Annotated in this window: 19 protein-coding genes; 13 read left to right on the top strand and 6 right to left on the bottom strand. The window is 60.8% G+C overall.

Features of this window, described 5'->3' with window-relative positions:
* Positions 1-47: 47 nt before the first annotated feature.
* Positions 48-2,144, bottom strand: coding sequence for a TonB-dependent receptor (locus BLS60_RS03795; protein ID WP_092364821.1), 2,097 nt, complete (start codon positions 2,142-2,144; stop codon positions 48-50).
* A gap of 348 nt (positions 2,145-2,492) precedes the next feature.
* Between BLS60_RS03795 and BLS60_RS03790 the strand changes: the two genes are divergently transcribed.
* Positions 2,493-3,521 carry a hypothetical protein gene (locus BLS60_RS03790; protein ID WP_092364818.1) on the top strand — a complete coding sequence of 343 codons (1,029 nt, stop codon included), beginning with the start codon at positions 2,493-2,495 and terminating at the stop codon, positions 3,519-3,521.
* 125 nt (positions 3,522-3,646) lie between these two features.
* Here BLS60_RS03790 and BLS60_RS03785 read toward each other — a convergent pair whose 3' ends face one another.
* The gene (locus BLS60_RS03785) at positions 3,647-4,390 is read right to left on the bottom strand and encodes a class I SAM-dependent DNA methyltransferase (protein WP_092365326.1); all 744 of its coding nucleotides are present in this window, start codon (positions 4,388-4,390) and stop codon (positions 3,647-3,649) included.
* Between the two features lie 341 nt (positions 4,391-4,731).
* Here BLS60_RS03785 and BLS60_RS03780 point away from each other — a divergent pair, with 341 nt between their 5' ends.
* Together BLS60_RS03780 and BLS60_RS03775 are read left to right on the top strand one after the other, a co-directional pair.
* Positions 4,732-5,394 (top strand): ion channel, encoded by a 663-nt coding sequence (locus BLS60_RS03780; protein WP_092364815.1) that lies wholly within the window; start codon positions 4,732-4,734, stop codon positions 5,392-5,394.
* 230 nt (positions 5,395-5,624) lie between these two features.
* On the top strand, positions 5,625-6,818 hold the full coding sequence (locus BLS60_RS03775; protein ID WP_092364812.1) for a GGDEF domain-containing protein: 1,194 nt from the start codon (positions 5,625-5,627) through the stop codon (positions 6,816-6,818).
* On the opposite strand, the gene BLS60_RS03770 is transcribed toward BLS60_RS03775, so the two are convergent.
* Complete coding sequence (locus tag BLS60_RS03770) at positions 6,815-7,465, bottom strand: DUF2076 domain-containing protein (protein WP_092364809.1); 651 nt, start codon at positions 7,463-7,465, stop codon at positions 6,815-6,817. The genes BLS60_RS03775 and BLS60_RS03770 overlap by 4 nt on opposite strands.
* A gap of 235 nt (positions 7,466-7,700) precedes the next feature.
* On the opposite strand from BLS60_RS03770, the gene BLS60_RS03765 reads away from it, so the two are divergent.
* The 3 genes from BLS60_RS03765 (at position 7,701) to BLS60_RS03755 (ending at position 9,979) form a co-directional block, all read left to right on the top strand.
* On the top strand, positions 7,701-8,048 hold the full coding sequence (locus BLS60_RS03765; protein ID WP_092364806.1) for a cupin domain-containing protein: 348 nt from the start codon (positions 7,701-7,703) through the stop codon (positions 8,046-8,048).
* Positions 8,049-8,191: 143 nt separating this feature from the next.
* Positions 8,192-8,917: a hypothetical protein gene (locus tag BLS60_RS03760; RefSeq protein WP_143024570.1), complete on the top strand. Its 726-nt coding sequence runs from the start codon at positions 8,192-8,194 to the stop codon at positions 8,915-8,917.
* A gap of 240 nt (positions 8,918-9,157) precedes the next feature.
* On the top strand, positions 9,158-9,979 hold the full coding sequence (locus tag BLS60_RS03755) for an HDOD domain-containing protein (RefSeq protein ID WP_092364800.1): 822 nt from the start codon (positions 9,158-9,160) through the stop codon (positions 9,977-9,979).
* Between the two features lie 540 nt (positions 9,980-10,519).
* Here BLS60_RS03755 and BLS60_RS03750 read toward each other — a convergent pair.
* A complete protein-coding gene (locus tag BLS60_RS03750; RefSeq protein ID WP_092364797.1) occupies positions 10,520-11,161 on the bottom strand; it encodes a YecA/YgfB family protein in 642 nt (213 codons plus the stop codon).
* 272 nt (positions 11,162-11,433) lie between these two features.
* Between BLS60_RS03750 and BLS60_RS03745 the strand changes: the two genes are divergently transcribed.
* Positions 11,434-13,437 carry a peptidase U32 family protein gene (locus BLS60_RS03745; protein ID WP_092364794.1) on the top strand — a complete coding sequence of 668 codons (2,004 nt, stop codon included), beginning with the start codon at positions 11,434-11,436 and terminating at the stop codon, positions 13,435-13,437.
* 25 nt (positions 13,438-13,462) lie between these two features.
* Here BLS60_RS03745 and BLS60_RS03740 read toward each other — a convergent pair whose 3' ends face one another.
* Positions 13,463-14,362 carry a DMT family transporter gene (locus BLS60_RS03740; protein WP_092364791.1) on the bottom strand — a complete coding sequence of 300 codons (900 nt, stop codon included), beginning with the start codon at positions 14,360-14,362 and terminating at the stop codon, positions 13,463-13,465.
* 129 nt (positions 14,363-14,491) lie between these two features.
* Here BLS60_RS03740 and BLS60_RS03735 point away from each other — a divergent pair, with 129 nt between their 5' ends.
* Entirely contained in the window at positions 14,492-14,929 is a 438-nt protein-coding gene (locus tag BLS60_RS03735; RefSeq protein WP_092364788.1) for an Lrp/AsnC family transcriptional regulator, read from the top strand.
* 51 nt (positions 14,930-14,980) lie between these two features.
* Here BLS60_RS03735 and BLS60_RS21960 read toward each other — a convergent pair whose 3' ends face one another.
* A complete protein-coding gene (locus BLS60_RS21960; RefSeq protein ID WP_092364785.1) occupies positions 14,981-16,294 on the bottom strand; it encodes a methyl-accepting chemotaxis protein in 1,314 nt (437 codons plus the stop codon).
* Between the two features lie 414 nt (positions 16,295-16,708).
* On the opposite strand from BLS60_RS21960, the gene BLS60_RS03725 reads away from it, so the two are divergent.
* From BLS60_RS03725 to BLS60_RS03705, 5 genes are all read left to right on the top strand, one after another.
* Positions 16,709-17,317: a hypothetical protein gene (locus BLS60_RS03725; RefSeq protein ID WP_070881484.1), complete on the top strand. Its 609-nt coding sequence runs from the start codon at positions 16,709-16,711 to the stop codon at positions 17,315-17,317.
* 14 nt (positions 17,318-17,331) lie between these two features.
* Positions 17,332-17,910, top strand: coding sequence for a hypothetical protein (locus tag BLS60_RS03720; protein WP_092364782.1), 579 nt, complete (start codon positions 17,332-17,334; stop codon positions 17,908-17,910).
* A gap of 84 nt (positions 17,911-17,994) precedes the next feature.
* Positions 17,995-18,477 carry a hypothetical protein gene (locus tag BLS60_RS03715; RefSeq protein ID WP_092364779.1) on the top strand — a complete coding sequence of 161 codons (483 nt, stop codon included), beginning with the start codon at positions 17,995-17,997 and terminating at the stop codon, positions 18,475-18,477.
* A 46-nt stretch (positions 18,478-18,523) separates the two neighbouring features.
* Positions 18,524-18,949: a thiol-disulfide oxidoreductase DCC family protein gene (locus BLS60_RS03710; RefSeq protein WP_092364776.1), complete on the top strand. Its 426-nt coding sequence runs from the start codon at positions 18,524-18,526 to the stop codon at positions 18,947-18,949.
* Positions 18,942-19,298, top strand: a complete 357-nt coding sequence (locus BLS60_RS03705; protein ID WP_092364773.1) for a DoxX-like family protein — start codon at positions 18,942-18,944, stop codon at positions 19,296-19,298. The genes BLS60_RS03710 and BLS60_RS03705 overlap by 8 nt, the downstream gene beginning before the upstream one ends.
* Position 19,299: the final 1 nt, after the last annotated feature.

The raw sequence follows: 19,299 nt of genomic DNA, 5'->3' as shown, positions 1-19,299 counted from the left end.
ACGGGGCGGAGCGGGCAACCACGCGCCCCGCTCCGCCGGCCCAGGCATCAGAAGCTATAGGTACCGGTTACCACCACGTTGCGCGGCTCGCCGAGGCGGATCTGCCCGGCGCTGGTTGCAGAGCTGTAATAGGTGCGGTCGGTGAGGTTGTTCAGCGCCGCACGCAGGTCCCAGTCTTTTTGCCGGAAACCGACCAGCGCATCCCAGCGGCCGTAACCCGGCAGCACGGTGGTGTTCTGGTTGTCGGCAAAGCGACTGCCCACCAGGGTCAGGCCGGTTTCGGCGTACCAGCCCTGCTCCGGTTTCCAGGTCAGGAACAGGCTGCCGTTGCGTTTGGCGACGTTGCTGACGCGGTTGCCTTCCAGGCCGTTGTTGTCCTTGACGATGGTGGCGTCCTGCAGGCCAATGCCGCCGCGCAGGTACCAGTTGCCAACCAGCTGCCCGGTGGCGGTCAGTTCGATGCCGCGCGAGCGTTGTAAGCCAGTGAGAATGGTCAGCCTCGGGTCGACCGGGTCGGAGGTACGGCGGTTATAGAGTTCCAGCTCGTACACGGCGAAGGTGGTGCTCAAGCGGTCATCGAGCCAGTCGCTCTTCACGCCGACTTCCTTCTGGCGGGTCAGCTCCGGATCCAAGTCGTTGGCGTTACTGGTCACGTTTGGTGTGATACCGATCTGGCCGCCGCCGACCGGTGCGTAGCTCTTACTCCACGAGGCGTAGAAGGAGTGATTCTGCAGCGGCGTCCAGACCAGGCCGACGCGCGGGCTGATGCTGTTGTCATCGCGGCCATCCTTGATACCTGCCATGTTGGTGGTCTCGACCTCGAAGCGGTCATAACGCAGGCCTGCCAGCAGTTGCCACTGATCGTTCAAACGCAGTTGATCTTGCACGTAGATCGCCCGGCTTTCGACTTCGGTGTGGTTGTCGCTAGAAGGCACCATCGTGCCAGTGTGGCTCTGGTTGCGATCCGGGTTGAACAGATCCAGCGTGGGCACGGTTTGCCGACCCGGCCCAGTAGTGGCGACGGCATAGAGTTTCGGATCACGACGCTGGCTGCCGATCTCCACGCCGGTCAGCAGTCGATGTTCAAAACCAAAGGTGTCGACGGTACCTTCAGCCTCGAGATTGTTGAAGACGTTGCGGGTTTGCAGGTCCTGCTGGAAGCGCGCACGGCTCACACGATTGGTCACCGCGTTGACACCAGTGAGGTAGGTGTTGTCGAAGTCGCTGTCGAGCTTGAACACGCTCAGCGTCTGGCGCAGTTGCCAGTTGTCGTTCAGCTCGTAGGTGAGTTTGGAACGCAGCGATTGGGCCTTGTCGTCGATGTAATCGCGGTCGTCGCCGTAGGTAGTCTCGCGCTTCACATCGGCCGGGCGGCCGTTCACGCCAGGAATGCCACGATCCGGCGTGCGGTCGAAGCGGCTGTACTCGTACTGGGCCAGCCAGTTGAGGCGTGGCGTCAGTTGCCAGCTGATCGAAGGTGCGAACAGCTGACGGTGGCTGGACACGTCGTCGCGGAAGCTGTTGCTGTCCTGATTACCCATGTTCAGGCGCAGGCTGATGTTCTCAGTCGCGTCCGCACTGAGGTCGGCGTACAGGCTGCGCATATCCTCGCTACCGCCCTGGGCCTCGATGCTGGAGCGGCGACCGGCCTCGGGTGCCTTACTGACGCGATTGACGATGCCGCCCTGGCTACCGCGCCCATAAAGCACTGCAGCCGGGCCCTTGAGCACGTCGATGCGCTCGATGTTGTGCAGGTCGCGCACATACTGGCTGTCGTCACGCACACCATCGAGATAGAAATCGTTACTGGCATCGAAGCCGCGGATGCGCAGGCTGTCGAAGCGGGTGTCCGCCCCGCTACTGACGTTGGGGATGCCGCTGAGCGCGGTGCCCAGGTCGTTGGTGCCGTAGTCGAGCACGGCGGCTGTTTTCACCGAGTCGATTGCCTGGGGCACGTAGCGAACCGGCGTCGCGGTCCGCGTGGCGGTGCTGACTTCCTTGACGCGAGGGCTGTCGGCCTCCGCTTCACGGTCGGCGTTAATCGATGTTTCCGGCAGCAGAGTCGGCGCCGCGCAGGCAAAACCAGTGGTCAGTAGAACGGAAAAGCCAAGCGAAACAGAGTTGAGACGCAAAAAGGCAGGCATTTAGAGGGGCGCATCCGAGAGAGAGGATCATGTCCAGGGGCGCGAATGATAATGCTTAATATTTACTTGCAACAGAGTTTCCCATTCTTATTTACATACATAATTAGAAGCGGTGCTGTTGACGCATAGGCTCGCGCATGCCGCTGTTTGGAAAACCCTCTGGCTAGCCTGTTCGACCGCGGTGAATACGCCCTCGCTCTAGCGCAAGCCTTTCTGGCCGAAGCGCGCTCAGGCTCCGCGACGCGCAGTGAACATATGCGGATATATATTTAACTTCCCAGCCCTCACAACAGTCATCTGAGTACGAGTGCTTCGCTCGTACTGCCATTTCACCAAGGGGCTGCCAGCATGATTCGCGACGATCGTAGTGCTCCAAACGGATACACCGACCCTGTCTACCACGGCACGGCCTCAGTAGCGCCGCTGCTCAAACGTATTTCCTGGAGCGCAGTGCTCGCTGGGGTGGTGCTAGCGATGATGGTGTCGCTGCTGCTCAGTCTGCTGGGCACCGCCATTGGCAGTGCCAGTATCGACCCGCTGCAGGAAGCCGACCCGGTCTCTGGGGTGGGCACCGGTGCCGCCATCTGGGTGGTAGTCAGCTCGGTCATTTCGCTGTTCATCGGCGGTTGGGCCGCGGGTCGCCTGGCGCAACGTGAAGGCGCGTTTCACGGGCTGCTGGTGTGGGCCAGCGTGTCGCTGATCACCGTATACCTTGTTTCCAGTGCAGTAACCGGCATCGTACGTGGCGGTCTGGACCTGGCCGGCAGCGGCGCTTCGGCGCTGGGTAGCGGTATCGCTCAGGTGGCGCCAGCCTTGGGCGGCAAAATTCAGGACGAGCTGCGCGAACAGGGCATCGAATTCAATCTGGACGACATCCAGGGCGAGCTCGAGCAAGCCATGCGCCAGACCGGCAAGGCGGAGCTGAGCCCTGAGAATCTCAATCAGGAGGCGCAAGCCACGCAGCAGGACGCGCAGAATACCGCGCAACGCAGCGTCGACAATCCGCAGCAGGCCACTGAACAACTCGGCGGCCTGCTCGATCGCATCAAAGCCAAGGGCGATCAGGCCTGGGACGCTGCCGACCGCGAAGCGCTGGTCAACCTGATCAAGGCGCGGGGCAACAAGACCGACGCCGAGGCCAACCAGATCGTCGATCAAGCCCAGGCCAGCTACCGCGAGGCGTATGCCAAATACCAAGAGCTGAAAGCACAGGCCGAGCAGAAGGCCCGTGAAGCAGCCGAAGTGGCAGCCAAACGTGTTTCCCAGGGTGCCTGGATTCTGCTGATATCGCTGGTGATTTCCGGCCTGGTGGCCGCCGGTGCAGGCGTCCTGGGTCGCCGCACTCAGCCGCCAGCCAAAGTAGTGGCGGCAGTCTGATCCACCCTTGCTGCATTGGCTGAAACCTGGCCGACACGATGCCCGCAACGACTACCGTCGTTGCGGGCATCGTCATTTCGGCGAGGTGGTATCGGTAGGCAGGCGATGCTGACTGCCCTGCCGCGTTAGATTTTCACGCAGGCGAACAAGGCATTGCCGGACGTCTGATCCCAGGGGGCGATGCGCTCGTAATCGTGCTCCAGCACCTGCACGTCGAAGTACGGCTGCAGCAGCGCCTGCAATTCGCCAAACGTCACCGCGACCATCGGGTGCTCGTCTTGCCAGACCTGCGTTTCAGCGGCGCAAGTGCGCTCGATGCTGAGCCGCAGCGATTGCGCCTCGCCCTGCCCGCGGTAATGCCAGCACGACTGGAAGGAAAACTGGCTGCCCTCATGCGCCACGCTGTGGCTGGCGAACAGACGGTTGTCGATCCTGCTCTTGTCGACCACGTTGAAGCAGAACAGCCCGCCGACCGCCAGTGTAGCGTGCACGCTGGCGATACATGCCTTGAGCCGTTCGATGCTGCCGCTGTAGTGAACGGAATAGAGAAAGCAGGTGATCAGGTCGAACGGCTCGCCCGCGCTGAAGCCGCACATGTCCTGCAGGGAAAACTGCGCTTCGGGGCAACGCAGCGCTGCCTTGTCGAGCATCGGCTGGTTGATGTCGAGCCCACTGCTGCGGTAGCCAGCATCGAGAAAATGCCGCACGTGCGGGCCGGTGCCACAGGCAAGGTCAAGGTGTCGGCGCCCGCCGTTGCCGAAGATCTGCTGCAGCCGGTGCACGCAATGGCTTTGGGCCTTGTAGTCGATATCGGCGCACATCAGATCGTAGTAATCGGACAGGTCGGTGTAGAGGGCATTAACGGGCATGGCGACCTGACGATATAGGGGCGGATGGTGAGGGTGGCGGATCATAGCCGAAGTATTCCCTAGCCACTCGCCGATCTTCATCGGCGGCCCGCAACATGGGCTCATCCCACGCGGCCACTGTTGCGAAACGGGCATACCGAAGGTTGGAACGCTCCATTCTTCCAACGACACGCCACCGGATAGCGCCAAGGAAAATCCGCGATTCGCGGTGGATCAGATAAGCGCCTTGGCTCTTCTGATCAGCGTGCGACCAAGGGCTGCGTGCGACAGCATACGTAGTAGCCGCGATGCATTAGACTGCGCGGCGAAATCGCCCGCTCCCTTCACCTCGGCTTAACTCGATGACCAAGGTTCACACCTACCTGATCCGCTATCCCTCGGCCAGCCTGCTGTTCGTGCAGTTGCTGGGCATCGTGCTTTACCCCTTCATGGGTCAGCTGTCGCAAGGTCGGGCAATTGTTGGCGCGTTCGGCATCGTGGTGCTGGCGATGTCGTTGCGCATGGTGCGCAGCAGCCCGACCATCCAGTGGATCGCCTTCACCCAAGCGGCCTGCATTCTGGCGCTGACCATCGCGGTGGAATACGAGTACAGCACGCTGCTGGCGGTGCTTCTCGCGGGGATGGAGTCGAGTTTCTATTTCTATGCCGCCGGTGGCCTGATCGCCTACATGATGGAAGACCTGCGAGCGAGCACCGATGAGCTGTTCGCCGTCGGAGCTACCTTTACCCTGCTGGCCTGGGCGTTTGCCCACGCCTTTTCGGTGTGCCAGTTATTGCTGCCTGGCAGCTTCACCGCGGCAGTCAACCCAGAGGCGGCACGCACCTGGGTAGAGTTGCTGTACTTGAGCTTCACGGTGCTTTCAGGTGTGGGCCTCAGCGACATCCTGCCGCTAAAACCCTTCGCCCGCGCCCTGGTGATGCTGGAGCAGTTCGCCGGAGTCATGTACATCGGCCTGGTGGTAACACGCCTGGTCACGCTGACGGTCAGGCAGCGCTCTAGCTAAGCGTGAGTGCACTGGCGGACAGTTGAAAAGCGCCTGCCGTCTGCCAGACTGATCAGCGCGTGATACAAGCCGCTGCCCGGTGAGCGCGGACGAGAAGCCGTGCCATACATCCCTTTGCAGCGCCGCATGGTCTGCAATCGATGCTCGAACCTTTACAATCGCGGCCGAAAAGCGACCCCGCTCGCACGCTCCACAACGTCCCAGACTCGAACAGGCAGGCCTTGACAGACATGGCGCTCGACCCCTCAACCATGCTGACGATCACCATCGCCCTGGCGTTGGCGGCGGCGTTGTACCTGGCGATCGAATGGCAGACCGCCCGTGAGTCCCCGCTGCTGTTCTGGAGTGCCGGGTTCGCCTTGATCAGCATCGGCTGCACGCTGGCCTTGCTGCGCAACAGCGGCCTGCTGCTGGTTGGCATCTGGTTCGCCAACGGCTTGCTGATCACCGCGCACTGGTTATTCCTGCTGGGTGTCGCACGTTTTACGGAAGCGCGCCTGTCGCGCGCCTGGTACCTGATTTTCGTCGCCTGGGCAGCCATGCTGCTGCTACCGGAAGGACCGGCGTGGTCGAAGGTCATGCTGCTGGTCAATTCGCTGCTGGTGGCGCTGGTTACGCTGCGCGCCAGCCAATTGCTACGGCCCATGGGCCGCTCCATGGGCGTGGGTGTGGTGCAGCTACGGTATGTGCTGCTCGGCCATGGGCTTTTCTACATCGCCAAGACCATCCCGGTGCTGGTGCCGGGCACGCTGATCGACCTGGCGGCGTTTCGCGGCGAGATTATCCAGGTATCCCTGGTAGAAGGGGCAATGGCAATCATGCTGATCGCCTTGTCGATGACCGGCACCGTGCGCTACCGGCGCGAAAAGCGCATCGAGCGACTGGCCGCGCGCGACCCGCTGACAGCCATGTACAACCGTCGGGCGCTGGAGGCAAGAGCGCCGCACCTGTTGCTCTCGGCCTCGCCAGCACGCCCCGGCGCGTTGCTACTGATCGACATCGACAATTTCAAACTGGTCAACGACCTGCACGGCCACACCGCCGGCGACCGTTTGCTGGTGGCACTTGGCGAGATGATCCGCGTGGGGTTGCCGGAGGGCGCGCTGGCAGCCCGCCTGGGCGGTGATGAATTCGTGATTCTGCTGAGAAATGCCTCGCCCGAGCGCATCGTCGCGCTGGGCGATATGCTGCGCCAGCAATTCCACGACATGGCCGCACGGACCTTCGCCACGCCACAGGCCGTCACCCTGAGTATCGGCGCCAGCCTGTTCGACCAGCCACCAGCGAGCCTGGCGGCGCTGATCGAGCAAGGCGACGTGGCGCTATACGAATCCAAGCGTGGCGGACGTAACAGCATCCGCCTGGTGGACCGCACCGTCGCTACTACTGAACAGCCGGCAGAGCTTAACCGTTCCCTGCGCTAGCTGAACGAGCTGTCGTCGTCGAAGAAGTCCGAGCTGTTGAAGGCATCGGTGTCGATGTCCTCACCACCGCCATAGGGCGAATCGTCGAGCCCGCTGGCAAAGCTGTCGGCCTGGGGCGGCAGGTCGTCGTGGATGACTTCGACGATTTCCTGAGGCTGGTCGTGATGGAACATGTTGGTCAGCAGATCCGCCACCATCACCCCGCCGGCCACACCGGCGGCCGTCTGCAGGGCGCCGCGCATAAAGCCACCGCCCTGAGCTGCAGGTACTGCGCCCGGTGCATTCATTCCTGCTGCCGCCCCTTGGGAAAACCGCGTTTCGCCCCACCCCGCCGGGCGCTGCGCTGGTTGGGGGGCGCTGGCCTGCCCGCCGCCGAACAGGCCAGCCAGAAAGCCGCCGTTGTTCGGGCGTTGGCGCTGCTGATCGGCGGCCTGGGCCTCCAGCTCACGCACGCGCTGGTCCAGGCGCTTGATCGCTGCTTCCTGAATCAGCATCGCCTGGGCCATGTAGTACGGCGCAGCAGGCTGGCGGGCCAGGTGCGTCTTGATCTGTGCTTCGGCCTCGGTATCACGTAAACCACCCTCGTGCTCGGCCTCCTGCAGGCGGGAAAACAGGCCATCGATCAGAGTTTGCTCTTGGGAATTCATGGGCGCCTCGATTGAGCACTGAAAACTGACGTGCCGATACGGCTCACTCACGCGGCACCACGGCGCCGCTGCTTGGGGGTTGGACTGAAGGAGAAAAAAACAAGTTCCGGGCTGGCCGCACTAAAGCCAGCCCCCGCCGACAGCGCGTATGAGTATTCGCATGTCGACCCCAGACAATTGGCCGACGCGGCACCGCCCTATGGTGAACGACCTCTACCGCTCAACGGAGCCGAACATGGCCAACCAACCGATCACGGTGCTGCGCGACACCCAACCGATGCCCCTACTCGATGCCTGCAAATGGGAGCGTATCGAAGGCGAACCACATACCGTCAACCTCAACGCCTACACGTCCGATGACGGCAGCAAGATCATGGGCACCTGGATCTGCACACCGGGCAAATGGCGTGTGGACTACGTGAAATGGGAGTACTGCCACTTTCAAGAGGGCTACTGCATCATCACCCCGGACGGCATGGCGCCCATTCACCTCAAGGCCGGTGATATTTTCATCGTCGAGCCGGGCATGAAAGGCACGTGGGAAGTGGTGGAAACGGTGCGCAAGTATTTCGTCTTCGCCTGACGGCAGCGCCTGCATCCGCGGCATTCAATGACCAGGCGCGCACGGGTGTGCGCGCCTGCCAGCAACAAATGTCGCTTACGTCGAATCCTCAAGCCAAAGCGCAGTCGTACGCCTACATTCAGGATTCACGTCAGCAGGCCTACATGCATAAATTATCGCTCGCTTACCTCTTCGCCCTGGTTATCGTTGGCTGCTCAGCGCACGCCGCGGCGAACCCTGAGGCCGGCGACGCCTTTTACGATCAGGGCGTCCAGGCGTTGCAGCACATGCAACGCTTGACAGCAGAGCAAAGCGGCGATGCCGACGAGCTCACCCGCCACCTCAACAACCTTGACGCCAACATGGCGCGCGCTGCCCAGCTCGGGCACCCGGCCGCTGCCCTGTTTGAGGCTCACAAGCTGCTGAAGCAACGCAGCAAGGACCCAGCCGTAACGCTGGAGAACAGGCGCCAGGGCTGTGCCTCACTGGACGCCATGGCGAGAAAGGGTTTCGTGGCCGCAGCGGTGCTGAATACTCAGGAATGCGATACGGGCTACAAGCGCTTCGAATACAGCAGCCCTGAACACCGCGCAGTGATGGAGGCGCTGGAACAGTCGCTAAAGCGCCGGGACCCTGGCATCGCGTATTACCCGCTGCCCATCAGAGCCAGCCAATGTTTTGCCGCCGCGCCCACCCAGATGAACGAGCTGACCCACGGCCAGTTCCGTGCCGAAGCCGAATACATTCTCGGCAGCAGCCAACCCCCGCAGAGCCGCGAGGCAGTCGAACGCAATCTGCGCTGGCTGGACTTAGCATTCCAGCATGGCTGTCTGGCCTCACTGGATATGCGCCCCATGCTGCGCAAACAGCTGGCGAGCTATAGCGACTAGCAGCGCATTTTCATAGCCGTGGTAGCAGGCAGGCCCTGCGGCCTTGAAGCGCGGGATATGTGGGTAGCGACGCAGTTGCCGGGGCGTCTGTCTGCTGCTTTTTCCCGGCGTTTACTCACTACCTCCTCTGACTGCTCCGCTATCGCGAAAAAGCCCACGACAAGCCTGGCGGCCACCGGGCGCGCAGCTATGCTGAAACTCCATGGCACCCCCGCGCAGACACTTCCCCAGGAGCTCCATATGGATATCGCCAGCCTCTTCGCAGAACTGCACAACATGCCCAGCGTTCCCAAGGTCGCTCAGGATCTGATCCAGCAATTCGACAACCCGGCCACCAGCCTGGAAAGCGTGGCACGCAATATCGAGCGCGACCCGGTTATTGCCGCCAAGGTGTTGCGTCTGGCCAACTCGGCGCGCTTCCGCGGCTCGCGGGAAGCCAGCAGTGTCGAGGACGCTGCCATGCGCCTGGGCTTCAATACCCTGCGCACGCTGGTGCTGGCCTCGGCGATGACCGGCGCCTTCAAAGTGGACACAGGTTTCGACCTGAAAGGTTTCTGGATTCGCAGCTTCCGCGTTGCCAGCATTGCCCGCACCATCGCGCGCCTGCAGAAGATCGATGCTGACGCGGCGTTCACCTGCGCAATGATGCACAACATTGGCGAACTGCTGATTCAGAGCGGTGCGCCAGATTTCGCCCGCCACTTGAACCGTCACCCGCACCGTGAAGCCGCCGCTCAAGCCGCCGAACAAACTCTGCAGCTGGGCTTTGGCTACCCGGAGGTAGGCGCCGAACTGGCACGCCGCTGGCAGCTGCCGGCCATAATTCAGAACGCCATCGCCTACCAGAACAAACCCGCCCAGGCGCCGGATGGCGGCCAATATGCGCGGTTGGTGGCGCAAGCCATTCACGTCGAAGAAAGCCTCGAAACCCATGGCTTGACGGACCAGGCCCGGCAAGAACTGGAAGGCCCGCTGTTCGAAGGTGTGGGTCTGGCCAAGCTGTTCGAGGCGTTGCCTGCAGTGCTGGAAGCCGACAAGGCGTTCGAAGAACTGCTCGCATAGGCACGCGTTTGCAGGCAGATCGATGGCGCCATATCGCAACAACGCGTCATGGTCGTCTTAGCCCAAGGGGCGGCATGTCCATCACTAACTCAGGAGCGTCGACGTCGGTGCAGTGCGATGGCAGCCACACCGCAACAACGAATCATGGCCACCAATCGCCGCGGGGTCGCGGCTCCTACATGATCGAGTGAGCCGGCAAATCTGTAGGAGCTCCGACCTAGGGGCGAATCGAGTACGGCCACTCTGCAAATGCCGACACGCTTACCAATCGCCGCGGGTCGCGGGTCCTACATGATCGAGTGAGCCAGCAAATCTGTAGGAGCTCCGACCTCGGGGCGAATCGAGTGCGGCCACTCTGCAAATGCCGACATGCTTCCCAATCGCCGCGGGGGCGCGATTCCTACGTGATCGAGTGAGCCAGCAAATCAGTAGGAGCCCCGACCTCGGGGCGAATCGATTGCGGCCACTCTGCAAATGTCGACAGGCTTACCAATCGCCGGCACGCTAGCTCCTACGCAGCAAGAGCCTGGGGCGGGCTGACTACATACAGCACTGCTTGTATTTCTTACCGCTGCCGCAGGTACACGGATCATTCCGGCCCACCTTGGCCTCTTCACGACGCACCGGCACTATTGGCTGAAGATGCTCCTGCCAGTAGGCATAAATCGCCACAGCAGCCGGCTCGATGGCGGCGGTAGAAGCGTCGTACTCGTCATCCGACATGGCGTTGAGCGCATCGGCACCGCTCTCGGCGCCATGCAGGGTGATCAGCTCCAGCGCCGCCTTGATGTTCTCGGGCATTTCCTCACCCAACCAGCCTGCCACCTCGGCACCGCGCAGGTAGCCGGCGCACCACTGCGAAACGATGAGCTTTTCACCCTTGCCATTATCGTCGGCCAGAAAGATCGCTTCGTAGTCATCCGGCTCCTCGTCCAGCATGAACGCCGCCTCACTCATCAACTCGACGGCCAGCTTAGTAAAGCGCTCGCCTTCCTTGTCGCTCGGCCATTTCGGCAGTTGCTCGGCCCAGATGTGCGGATACCAAAGGCCGGGATCGATCTGCCGTGGGCCGGAAACGACAGCGGCGAAATAACCGTCCAGCTCGCTGGCAGACAGAATCGAGTCATCGTTGCCGTACTTGAGCAGCAGCTCGTCAAGCTTTACCAGCCCCTTGTTGTCCATCAGAAATCCCACCTGCAAAAAAGGCCGCTACTTTCCCACAGATGGCCGCGCGCCAACAGCCTCGGCAGCCGTCCGGCACGTCGCGGGTGCCCTACCCGCTTCGGCCAGCTACAATACGCGCCTCGACCGTGCCCAAGAGGGTGCCTGTAAACCACTGCGCTCAGCGATGCTGCGTTGCAATCAGCAGCAAGATGTTCAGGTCCAGCTGATTCCAGCTTGCCTGACCACCGCTCACCAGGTTTGTAAGCCCCTCACTGCCTAAAAGAAAAACCATGTCCTTGCCCAAGAATCACCTGGAACTGCTCAGCCCTGCTCGCGATGTCAGCATCGCCCGTGAGGCCATCCTGCATGGCGCCGACGCCATCTACATCGGCGGCCCGAGCTTCGGCGCGCGGCACAACGCGTGCAACGAGGTCAGCGATATTGCCGGGCTCGTCGAGTTCGCCCGCCGCTATCACGCCCGGGTATTCACCACCATCAACACCATCCTGCATGACGACGAGCTGGAGCCAGCGCGCAAGCTGATCCACCAGCTCTACGACGCGGGCGTGGATGCGTTGATCGTGCAGGACCTGGGCGTGCTGGACCTGGACATCCCGCCGATCGAACTGCATGCCAGCACGCAGACCGACATCCGCACCCTGAACCGGGCCAAGTTCCTCGATCAGGCCGGTTTCTCGCAGCTGGTGCTGGCCCGTGAGCTGAACCTGCAGGAAATCCGCGCCATCGCCGATGAAACCGATGCCGCCATCGAATTTTTCATTCACGGCGCGTTGTGCGTGGCCTTCTCTGGGCAATGCAACATTTCTCACGCTCAGAACGGCCGCAGCGCCAACCGCGGCGACTGCTCACAGGCCTGCCGTTTGCCCTACACCCTGAAAGACGACCAGGGCCGCGTGGTCGCGTTCGAGAAACACCTGCTGTCCATGAAGGACAACAACCAGAGCGCCAACCTGCGTGCGCTGGTCGAGGCCGGCGTACGCTCGTTCAAGATTGAGGGCCGCTACAAGGACATGGGCTACGTGAAGAACATCACCGCCTATTACCGCCAGCGCCTCGACGACATTCTCGAAGATCGCCCGGACCTGGCACGCGCCTCCAGCGGCCGTACCGCACATTTCTTCCTGCCCGATCCGGACAAGACCTTCCACCGCGGCAGCACCGACTACTTCGTTACCGACCGCAAGGTCGATATCGGTGCCTTCGACTCGCCGACCTTCACCGGGCTCTCCGTTGGCCACGTCGAGAAGGTCAACAAACGCGACCTGATCGCCGTCACCCATGAGCCGCTGTCCAATGGCGACGGCCTGAATGTGCTGGTCAAACGCGAAGTCGTTGGCTTTCGCACCAACATCGCCGAGTTGAAAGACGAGTTCGAAGAAGACGGCGAGAAGCGCTGGCGCTACCGCGTCGAGCCCAACGAGATGCCGGCTGGTATGTTCCGCCTGCGCCCCAATCATCCGCTGTCGCGCAACCTCGATCACAACTGGCAGCAGGCGTTACTCAAAACCAGCGCCGAGCGCCGCATCGGCATTCAATGGAAAGCCGAGCTGCGCGAGCTGCGACTGACCCTGACCGCGACCAGCGAAGAAGGCCTGAGCGCCACCGCCAGACTGGATGGCCCGTTCGGCGCCGCCAACAAGCCGGAACAGGCACTGGACGGCCTGCGTGATCTGCTCACTCAGCTAGGCACCACCATCTACCACGCTCAGAGCGTCGAGCTGGATGCACCGCAGGCGTTCTTCGTGCCCAATTCGCAGCTCAAGGGCCTGCGCCGCGAAGTCATCGAAGCGCTGACCGAAGCGCGCATTGCCGCCCACCCGCGCGGCGGCCGCAAGGCCGAAAGCAGCCCGCCGCCGGTCTACCCCGAGTCGCACTTGTCGTTTCTGGCCAACGTCTACAACCACAAGGCGCGCGAGTTCTACCATCGCCACGGCGTGCAGTTGATCGACGCGGCCTATGAGGCCCACGAGGAACTCGGCGAAGTGCCGGTGATGATCACCAAGCACTGCCTGCGCTTCTCCTTCAACCTGTGCCCGAAGCAGGCAAAAGGTGTCACCGGCGTGAAGACCAAGGTCGCACCGATGCAACTGGTGCACGGCGATGAAGTGCTGACCCTCAAGTTCGACTGCAAACCCTGCGAGATGCACGTGATCGGCAAGATGAAAGGCCACATCCTCGACCTGCCACTGCCCGGCAGCGCAGCGGCCCAAGTGGTCGGCCATATCACCCCGGAAGACCTGATGAAGACTGCACGCCAGCGCGCGCCGCACTGAGGCATAGCAGGCGCAGCGTCGGCTCTCAACGGCTGACGCGACGCCAGCCGCCGAGCCGCACGCCCCAGCCCTGCTGCATCCCAGCTGCGGCCAACAGAATTGCTGCCACACCGAGCCATTGCAGGCTGTTGAGCTGGTGATCAAAAGCGATCCAGTCAACAGCAATCGCGGCAATCGGGTAGACGAACGTCAACGCGCCGGTCAGCGCCGTGGGCAGTTTCTGAATGGCGCCGTATAACAGCACGTACATACCGCCGGTATGTAAAACGCCGAGCGTGATCAGAATCGACCAGACCCTCTCGCCCTGCGGGAGGCTGGAGAAATCGGCCAGTGGCGCCAGTATCAGAACGCCGACGCTGACCTGGATAAGGGCGATCAGATGCGGCGGTACGCCGCTCAATTTCTTGATGATCAAGGCTGCAATTGCGTAAAGAAACGCAGCCCCTAGTGCCAGTCCGATACCTAGCAGATAGTGACCACCGCCCTGCTCCTCGCCGCCGTGTGCACTCACAATAGCCAGCATGCCTAGGAAAGACACCGATAACCATGCAAGTTTTTGAAGAGTGAGTTTCTCCCCGAGAAACAGCGCGGCTAGCCCAACCAATATAAACGGCTGAACATTGTAAACCGCCGTGCCAATGGCGATCGAGGCACGCGAGTAAGAGGCGAATAGCAGTAGCCAATTCCCGACGATGGCCACGCCGCTGACTACCGAAAATAGCAAGGTAGTGCGAGTTAAAAGGCCGGGGCGCAAGAACCCCATCCAGACGCAGACCAGTAACAGAGTTGCTGCGGCGAACACGCAGCGCCAGAACACCACATCGATTACCGCCTGGCCCGACAGCATGACCAACCAACCAATCGTGCCGGAAATGAGCATGGCAGCAATCATTTCCAACGAGCCTCGCTTCACGTTCTTCTCCATCGGGCGACTCCTTTGCGTTGCGCAAAGTATGGCAAGGCGAATTAAGGCACTCCATGGCGAAAGAAAGGCAAAACTCCGATCTAGCCTCTACTATCAAGGTCTATTTGGTAACTAGCCTAAGGCATGCTCATGACCGACGAAATAGATCAAAAGCTGATCATAGCGCTCACTGATGACTCACGGCGTTCACTCAAGGCACTGGCACAGATCACCGGCCTTTCGTCACCCAGCGTTGCCGAGCGCCTTCGTAAACTCGAAGAGCGCGGCGTATTGAAAGGCTATAGCGTGGAAGTCGACCCCCACGCCTTCGGCTACCAAATAAGGGCGGTCGTACGGATCAGTCCATTACCTGGGCAGCTGCATGAAGTGGAACGGCAAATAGAAGCGACTCCGCAATTCACCGAATGCGACAAGGTCACAGGAGAGGATTGCTTCATCGCGAAACTTCACGTTCGTTCGATGGAGCAATTGGACGAGATACTTGATCGAATCAATATCTACGCGCGGACCAATACTGCCATCGTCAAGAAGACCACCGTGAAACGGCGCCTGCCCCCGATGACTTGATAGCCATCGGGGAGCACGGAAGCGAATGGCCTGGCGCGACTCGAGATCCGGCTACTTCAACTGACTGGCAAAACGCTGCACTGCAGCGAGTACCTGGTTAGCGCCTTGACGGATTTCGACCATCACTTCCCCCGCCTGATTAGCCAATTCCAGGCCCGTTTCGGCCTGAACGCGGCTGCTGGCCATGTCGCGCACGGCGGCATCCACCAGCTTCTGGTTTTCCTGCACCACACCGACGATCTCTTCGGTGGCGTTGCTGGTGCGGCTGGCGAGTTGGCGGACTTCATCGGCCACCACAGCGAATCCCCGGCCTTGCTCACCGGCACGTGCTGCTTCGATGGCGGCGTTCAGCGCCAGCAGGTTGGTCTGCTGGGCAATGCTGCCGATGGTTTGCACCATGGTGCTGATCAGCACCGACTGTTTGCCCAGCGCCTCGATACCTTGCGACGCCGACGACATCTCCTCGGAAATGCGCTGCATGGTCTGCACCGTGTCAGTCACCACTTGGGCGCCACGCTGGGCAGTGGTGTCGGTCTGCTGGGAAATGCCGTAAGCGATCCCTGCAGCGTCGTTGACCTCTTCTTCGCGGTTGACCTGATCGGTGATCACCGTGGCGAACTTCACCACCTTGTAGAGTTTTTCGTGTGTGTCGTGAACCGGGTTATAGGTCGCCTCCAGCCAAACTACTCGGCCATGGCTATCGACACGCTTGAACCGCCCGGCGACGAACTCGCCACGGTTGAGCCGCTCCCAGAATTGTTTGTATTGAATGGAATTGGTTTCCTGGGATTCGCAGAACAAGCTGTGGTGCTTGCCCTTGATGCGGTCCAGGCCGTAACCCATCGCCTGCAGGAACTGATCGTTGGCGTTCAAGACCGTACCGTTGAGGTCGAACTCAATCACCGCGGTAGAGCGCAGCAACGCATTGATGAAGTCTTCGTTCTCGCGCGCCCGGTTCATGCTCTCGGTAATCTCAGAACCAAAGCACTGCATCTCGGTGACCACGCCCTTGTCGTCAACCACCGGCAGCCAGCACGCCTGCATCCATACCAGAGCGCCATCTGAACGCACGAAACGATAACGATCACGCACCGAGCGCCCCGTCCTCATCGCTTCTTGCAGATTCCGGAAACACGGCAGCGTTTTCACGTACGAGGGTACGATTTCGCTCATTGGCCGGTTGCTCAGCTGCTCCTGACCGTAGCCGACGAAACTGGCGAAGTTGGCGTTGAAATCAATGATCCGGTATTGGGAGTCGACCGTGAGCTTAATCATCTCGGTCTGGATACCGTGGTACAGCTGCCGGAGGAGCGATAGTTCGGCATCCTTGGCCACCAATTCTTTTTTCAAGCGACTACCGAACATGCTCTGTATCTCCGAAGGACATCTTGTTGAAGGTAATCGGCTGCCCCTGAATTTTATTGAGCGGGCCTCGACGAAAAACACAACCGCCTAACCGTCTGCCTCAAGCGTAGAAGGCGCGGGCGCAGTAGCGATTGTTTTTAGGAAAAAATTACGCAATTCAACGGACTGGAATCGCGTGAAGGCAAATTGACACTACTGGCGAGTGAAAGTGCGACGAAAATGACCTTGCCGCAAGTAATTTCCGCCACCCTGCCTGGCGTCCGGTCACACCTGGTCAGGCGCAAGTCACAAACCGGCAGTTAAGTGCTGGTTTTGAGGCTGACGCCTCCCTAGAATGGCGCCCCTTTCGCAGGCTTGGCGGTCATGGCCTGCGCAGGCCTCGCTCCCTCGTCCTATGTATTTCAAGGAAGAAGCATGAAAAAGCTGCTCTATCTCAGCACGATTTCGCTGTTGCTGACCCTCACCGGTTGCGTGTCCTTCGTGCCGGCAGGTCCTATCGGTGATCCTGCCCAACATGCAACCACCACCCAGGCGCGCGCTGCCATGGTCGAGGACGTGGTGATCACCGACAGCAAGGTCAAGGACGCGTTGCGCAAGACGCTCAGCGCCCAGTTCACCGAGCAACTGGCGCGCCGTGTCGAGCGCGGTGAGTACTTCGAGGAAGTGATCAGCTTCCCCGCCACCCTTGGCGAAAAGGACGTGGCGCTGAAATTCACCTTTACCTCGCTGAAAGCCAAACGCACGCCGCACCCGGCCTACTTTCCCGGAGCACTGCTGACACTGACCGTATGGATCTGGGTCAACGGCCCCATCTACGTGGATAAATACGACCTCGCCGGCAACCTGCAGATCGTCGACGCCCAGGGCAAGCTGCTGAGCAGCAGCGAGCAGGCGGTGAAGCTGAACCAGAACACCGGCCTGTGGGACAACGATTACTTCAACACCTCGCTAGGCACCGATCAGCTGAACCAGCTGGTTGAGCAACTGCTGCAGGACGCCACTCACAAACTCGCCAAACCCTGACAAGGATGTACGCCATGAAACAGCTGTTTACCGTCATTCTGGGCGTTGCCCTGCTCGCGCTTACGGGCTGTGCGTCTTACTCGAATCACGAGCTGGCACCGGTCGAACAATGGCCGTTGGCAGCGCCTGCCGAGGCCAAACCGACCGCTCAGTTGAAAGTCGAAAGCCGCTATCTGTTCAACGAACAGAATCGTGCTGGTGGCTTCGATCAGACCAACCTTGAAAACCTGTTGATTCAGCAACTCAAGGACAGCGGACGCTTCAGCGCGATAACCACCGCCAAGCAGCATTCGGACGTCTACATCAATGCACGTGTGACCAACCATGAGCGCGGCAGCATATTCAGCGCGGTCGTCACCGGCGCCACCTTCTTCATCATTCCCGGCCGTTTCAAGAATGAGCTGACCATGGAAATGCGGTTCAAGGACGCCGACGGCAAACTGCTCGGCAAGGTAGAGAAGAGCGAAACCATCACAACGTGGATGCAATTGCTGTTGATCTTCGCAGTGCCGTTCAACGAGTCGGCAGACAACATCCTCGTCCAGCTCACCCGCAGCAGCTTGGAAGAAGCGGTGCGTCAGAAGCTGATCTAATGTCATGAGGCGGGCTGCGGGCAAGACTCGCCGCCCGCGCAGCCTACTTGGATGACGGCGCGCAGCGGTCAAGGATTTATGAACATGTACTACCCCAGAGAAGAGCAGCGTGACTTCCTGTTCACCCTGTCCTCCCTCTCCATCTGGATGATCCCCGCCTTCGCTTTTATCGCCTTTCTGGCGCAGAGCGGCGCTACGATTGCGATTATCAAGGTATGGCCGGCGACGATAGAAGGCGTAGTGACCTCGGTGCAGGCTGTGCCGAGTAACGACAGCGTCGAGCTATATGAATACAGTTTCAACACGCCAGACGGTCAGCAGTTCATTGGCGCTGCCGAGCAGTATCGTACGCCCGCCTCCGCGCAGTACTCGGTTGGTCAGAACATCGAGATCAAGCACTTCGCTTTGCTGCCAAGCTTTCACCTGCCGCGTGAAATCTATGAAGGTAGCCGCATGAACTTCCTGGTGTTCACGTCCTGCGTCGCAGCAATTATGCTGTTGCTTACCGTGTCGATTTACGCGCTGGTCAGGCAGTGTTCCCACGCCCGCGACGATATCCATTACTGAGCGCGCAGTTGCGCCACGCGGGCGACTTGGAAGTCTGGAGGCATGTATGGCGTATCCACCTTACCTGCAGGCCGGTGATCGGGTGGTGCTGTTCGATGGCGTGTGCAAGCTGTGCAACGGCTGGAGCCGCTTTCTGATTCGCCATGACCGTGCCGGCAAGCTCAAGCTGTGCAGCATGCAATCCGCTCAAGGCCAGGCGATCCTCGCCTGGTTCGGCATGCCGCTGGATCATTTCGATACGCTGCTCTATGTCGAGGGCGATCAGACGCTGAAGCGCAGCGATGCGATTTTGGCGATCCTTCGACAGTTACCGGCTCCGTGGCGGTGGCTCGGGGCGCTGCGCGTCATACCACGAGGCGTGCGCGACCGGGCTTACGATCCCATCGCCCGCAACCGTTATCGCCTGTTCGGTCGCCACGCGCACTGCCAGTTACCCCGTCCACAAGACCGCGAGCGCTTTCTGCATGACTGATGCCCTGCTGGCCCGCCTGACACTCGGCGTTATTTTCATCTATCACGGTTTGGTGCCGAAGCTGTTGATGCAAAACACCACCGAGATGAGGCTGATGGACCTGCACGGGTTACCGCACAGCCTGATAGCGACTGCAGGCGCCGGGGAAATTATCCTGGGTTTGGCCATCCTGCTGCTGCGTCGCCAGCGCTGGCCGCTCTGGCTGGCACTGGCGGCGCTGGTCCTGTTGCTGGTGGACGTGGCGATATTCGCGCCAGCGCTGCTCAGCGAAGCCTTTAATCCACTGACACTCAATCTGGCAGCCGGGGTGCTGTGTGTGATCGCCTTGCGCGCCAGGCGTATCGCCTAGG

The sequence above is a fragment of the Phytopseudomonas seleniipraecipitans genome (genome assembly GCF_900102335.1).
Taxonomy (GTDB): Bacteria; Pseudomonadota; Gammaproteobacteria; order Pseudomonadales; family Pseudomonadaceae; genus Aquipseudomonas; species Aquipseudomonas seleniipraecipitans.
This window is presented reverse-complemented; position numbering and strand designations above follow the sequence as displayed.

What these genes read in the sequence shown, in the direction of transcription:
- BLS60_RS03795 (WP_092364821.1), bottom strand. Translation starts at nt 2,144, where the DNA reads ATGCCTGCCTTTTTGCGTCTCAACTCTGTTTCGCTTGGCTTTTCCGTT.
- BLS60_RS03790 (WP_092364818.1), top strand. Translation starts at nt 2,493, where the DNA reads ATGATTCGCGACGATCGTAGTGCTCCAAACGGATACACCGACCCTGTC.
- BLS60_RS03785 (WP_092365326.1), bottom strand. Translation starts at nt 4,390, where the DNA reads ATGCCCGTTAATGCCCTCTACACCGACCTGTCCGATTACTACGATCTG.
- BLS60_RS03780 (WP_092364815.1), top strand. Translation starts at nt 4,732, where the DNA reads ATGACCAAGGTTCACACCTACCTGATCCGCTATCCCTCGGCCAGCCTG.
- BLS60_RS03775 (WP_092364812.1), top strand. Translation starts at nt 5,625, where the DNA reads ATGGCGCTCGACCCCTCAACCATGCTGACGATCACCATCGCCCTGGCG.
- BLS60_RS03770 (WP_092364809.1), bottom strand. Translation starts at nt 7,465, where the DNA reads ATGAATTCCCAAGAGCAAACTCTGATCGATGGCCTGTTTTCCCGCCTG.
- BLS60_RS03765 (WP_092364806.1), top strand. Translation starts at nt 7,701, where the DNA reads ATGGCCAACCAACCGATCACGGTGCTGCGCGACACCCAACCGATGCCC.
- BLS60_RS03760 (WP_143024570.1), top strand. Translation starts at nt 8,192, where the DNA reads ATGCATAAATTATCGCTCGCTTACCTCTTCGCCCTGGTTATCGTTGGC.
- BLS60_RS03755 (WP_092364800.1), top strand. Translation starts at nt 9,158, where the DNA reads ATGGATATCGCCAGCCTCTTCGCAGAACTGCACAACATGCCCAGCGTT.
- BLS60_RS03750 (WP_092364797.1), bottom strand. Translation starts at nt 11,161, where the DNA reads ATGGACAACAAGGGGCTGGTAAAGCTTGACGAGCTGCTGCTCAAGTAC.
- BLS60_RS03745 (WP_092364794.1), top strand. Translation starts at nt 11,434, where the DNA reads ATGTCCTTGCCCAAGAATCACCTGGAACTGCTCAGCCCTGCTCGCGAT.
- BLS60_RS03740 (WP_092364791.1), bottom strand. Translation starts at nt 14,362, where the DNA reads ATGGAGAAGAACGTGAAGCGAGGCTCGTTGGAAATGATTGCTGCCATG.
- BLS60_RS03735 (WP_092364788.1), top strand. Translation starts at nt 14,492, where the DNA reads ATGACCGACGAAATAGATCAAAAGCTGATCATAGCGCTCACTGATGAC.
- BLS60_RS21960 (WP_092364785.1), bottom strand. Translation starts at nt 16,294, where the DNA reads ATGTTCGGTAGTCGCTTGAAAAAAGAATTGGTGGCCAAGGATGCCGAA.
- BLS60_RS03725 (WP_070881484.1), top strand. Translation starts at nt 16,709, where the DNA reads ATGAAAAAGCTGCTCTATCTCAGCACGATTTCGCTGTTGCTGACCCTC.
- BLS60_RS03720 (WP_092364782.1), top strand. Translation starts at nt 17,332, where the DNA reads ATGAAACAGCTGTTTACCGTCATTCTGGGCGTTGCCCTGCTCGCGCTT.
- BLS60_RS03715 (WP_092364779.1), top strand. Translation starts at nt 17,995, where the DNA reads ATGTACTACCCCAGAGAAGAGCAGCGTGACTTCCTGTTCACCCTGTCC.
- BLS60_RS03710 (WP_092364776.1), top strand. Translation starts at nt 18,524, where the DNA reads ATGGCGTATCCACCTTACCTGCAGGCCGGTGATCGGGTGGTGCTGTTC.
- BLS60_RS03705 (WP_092364773.1), top strand. Translation starts at nt 18,942, where the DNA reads ATGACTGATGCCCTGCTGGCCCGCCTGACACTCGGCGTTATTTTCATC.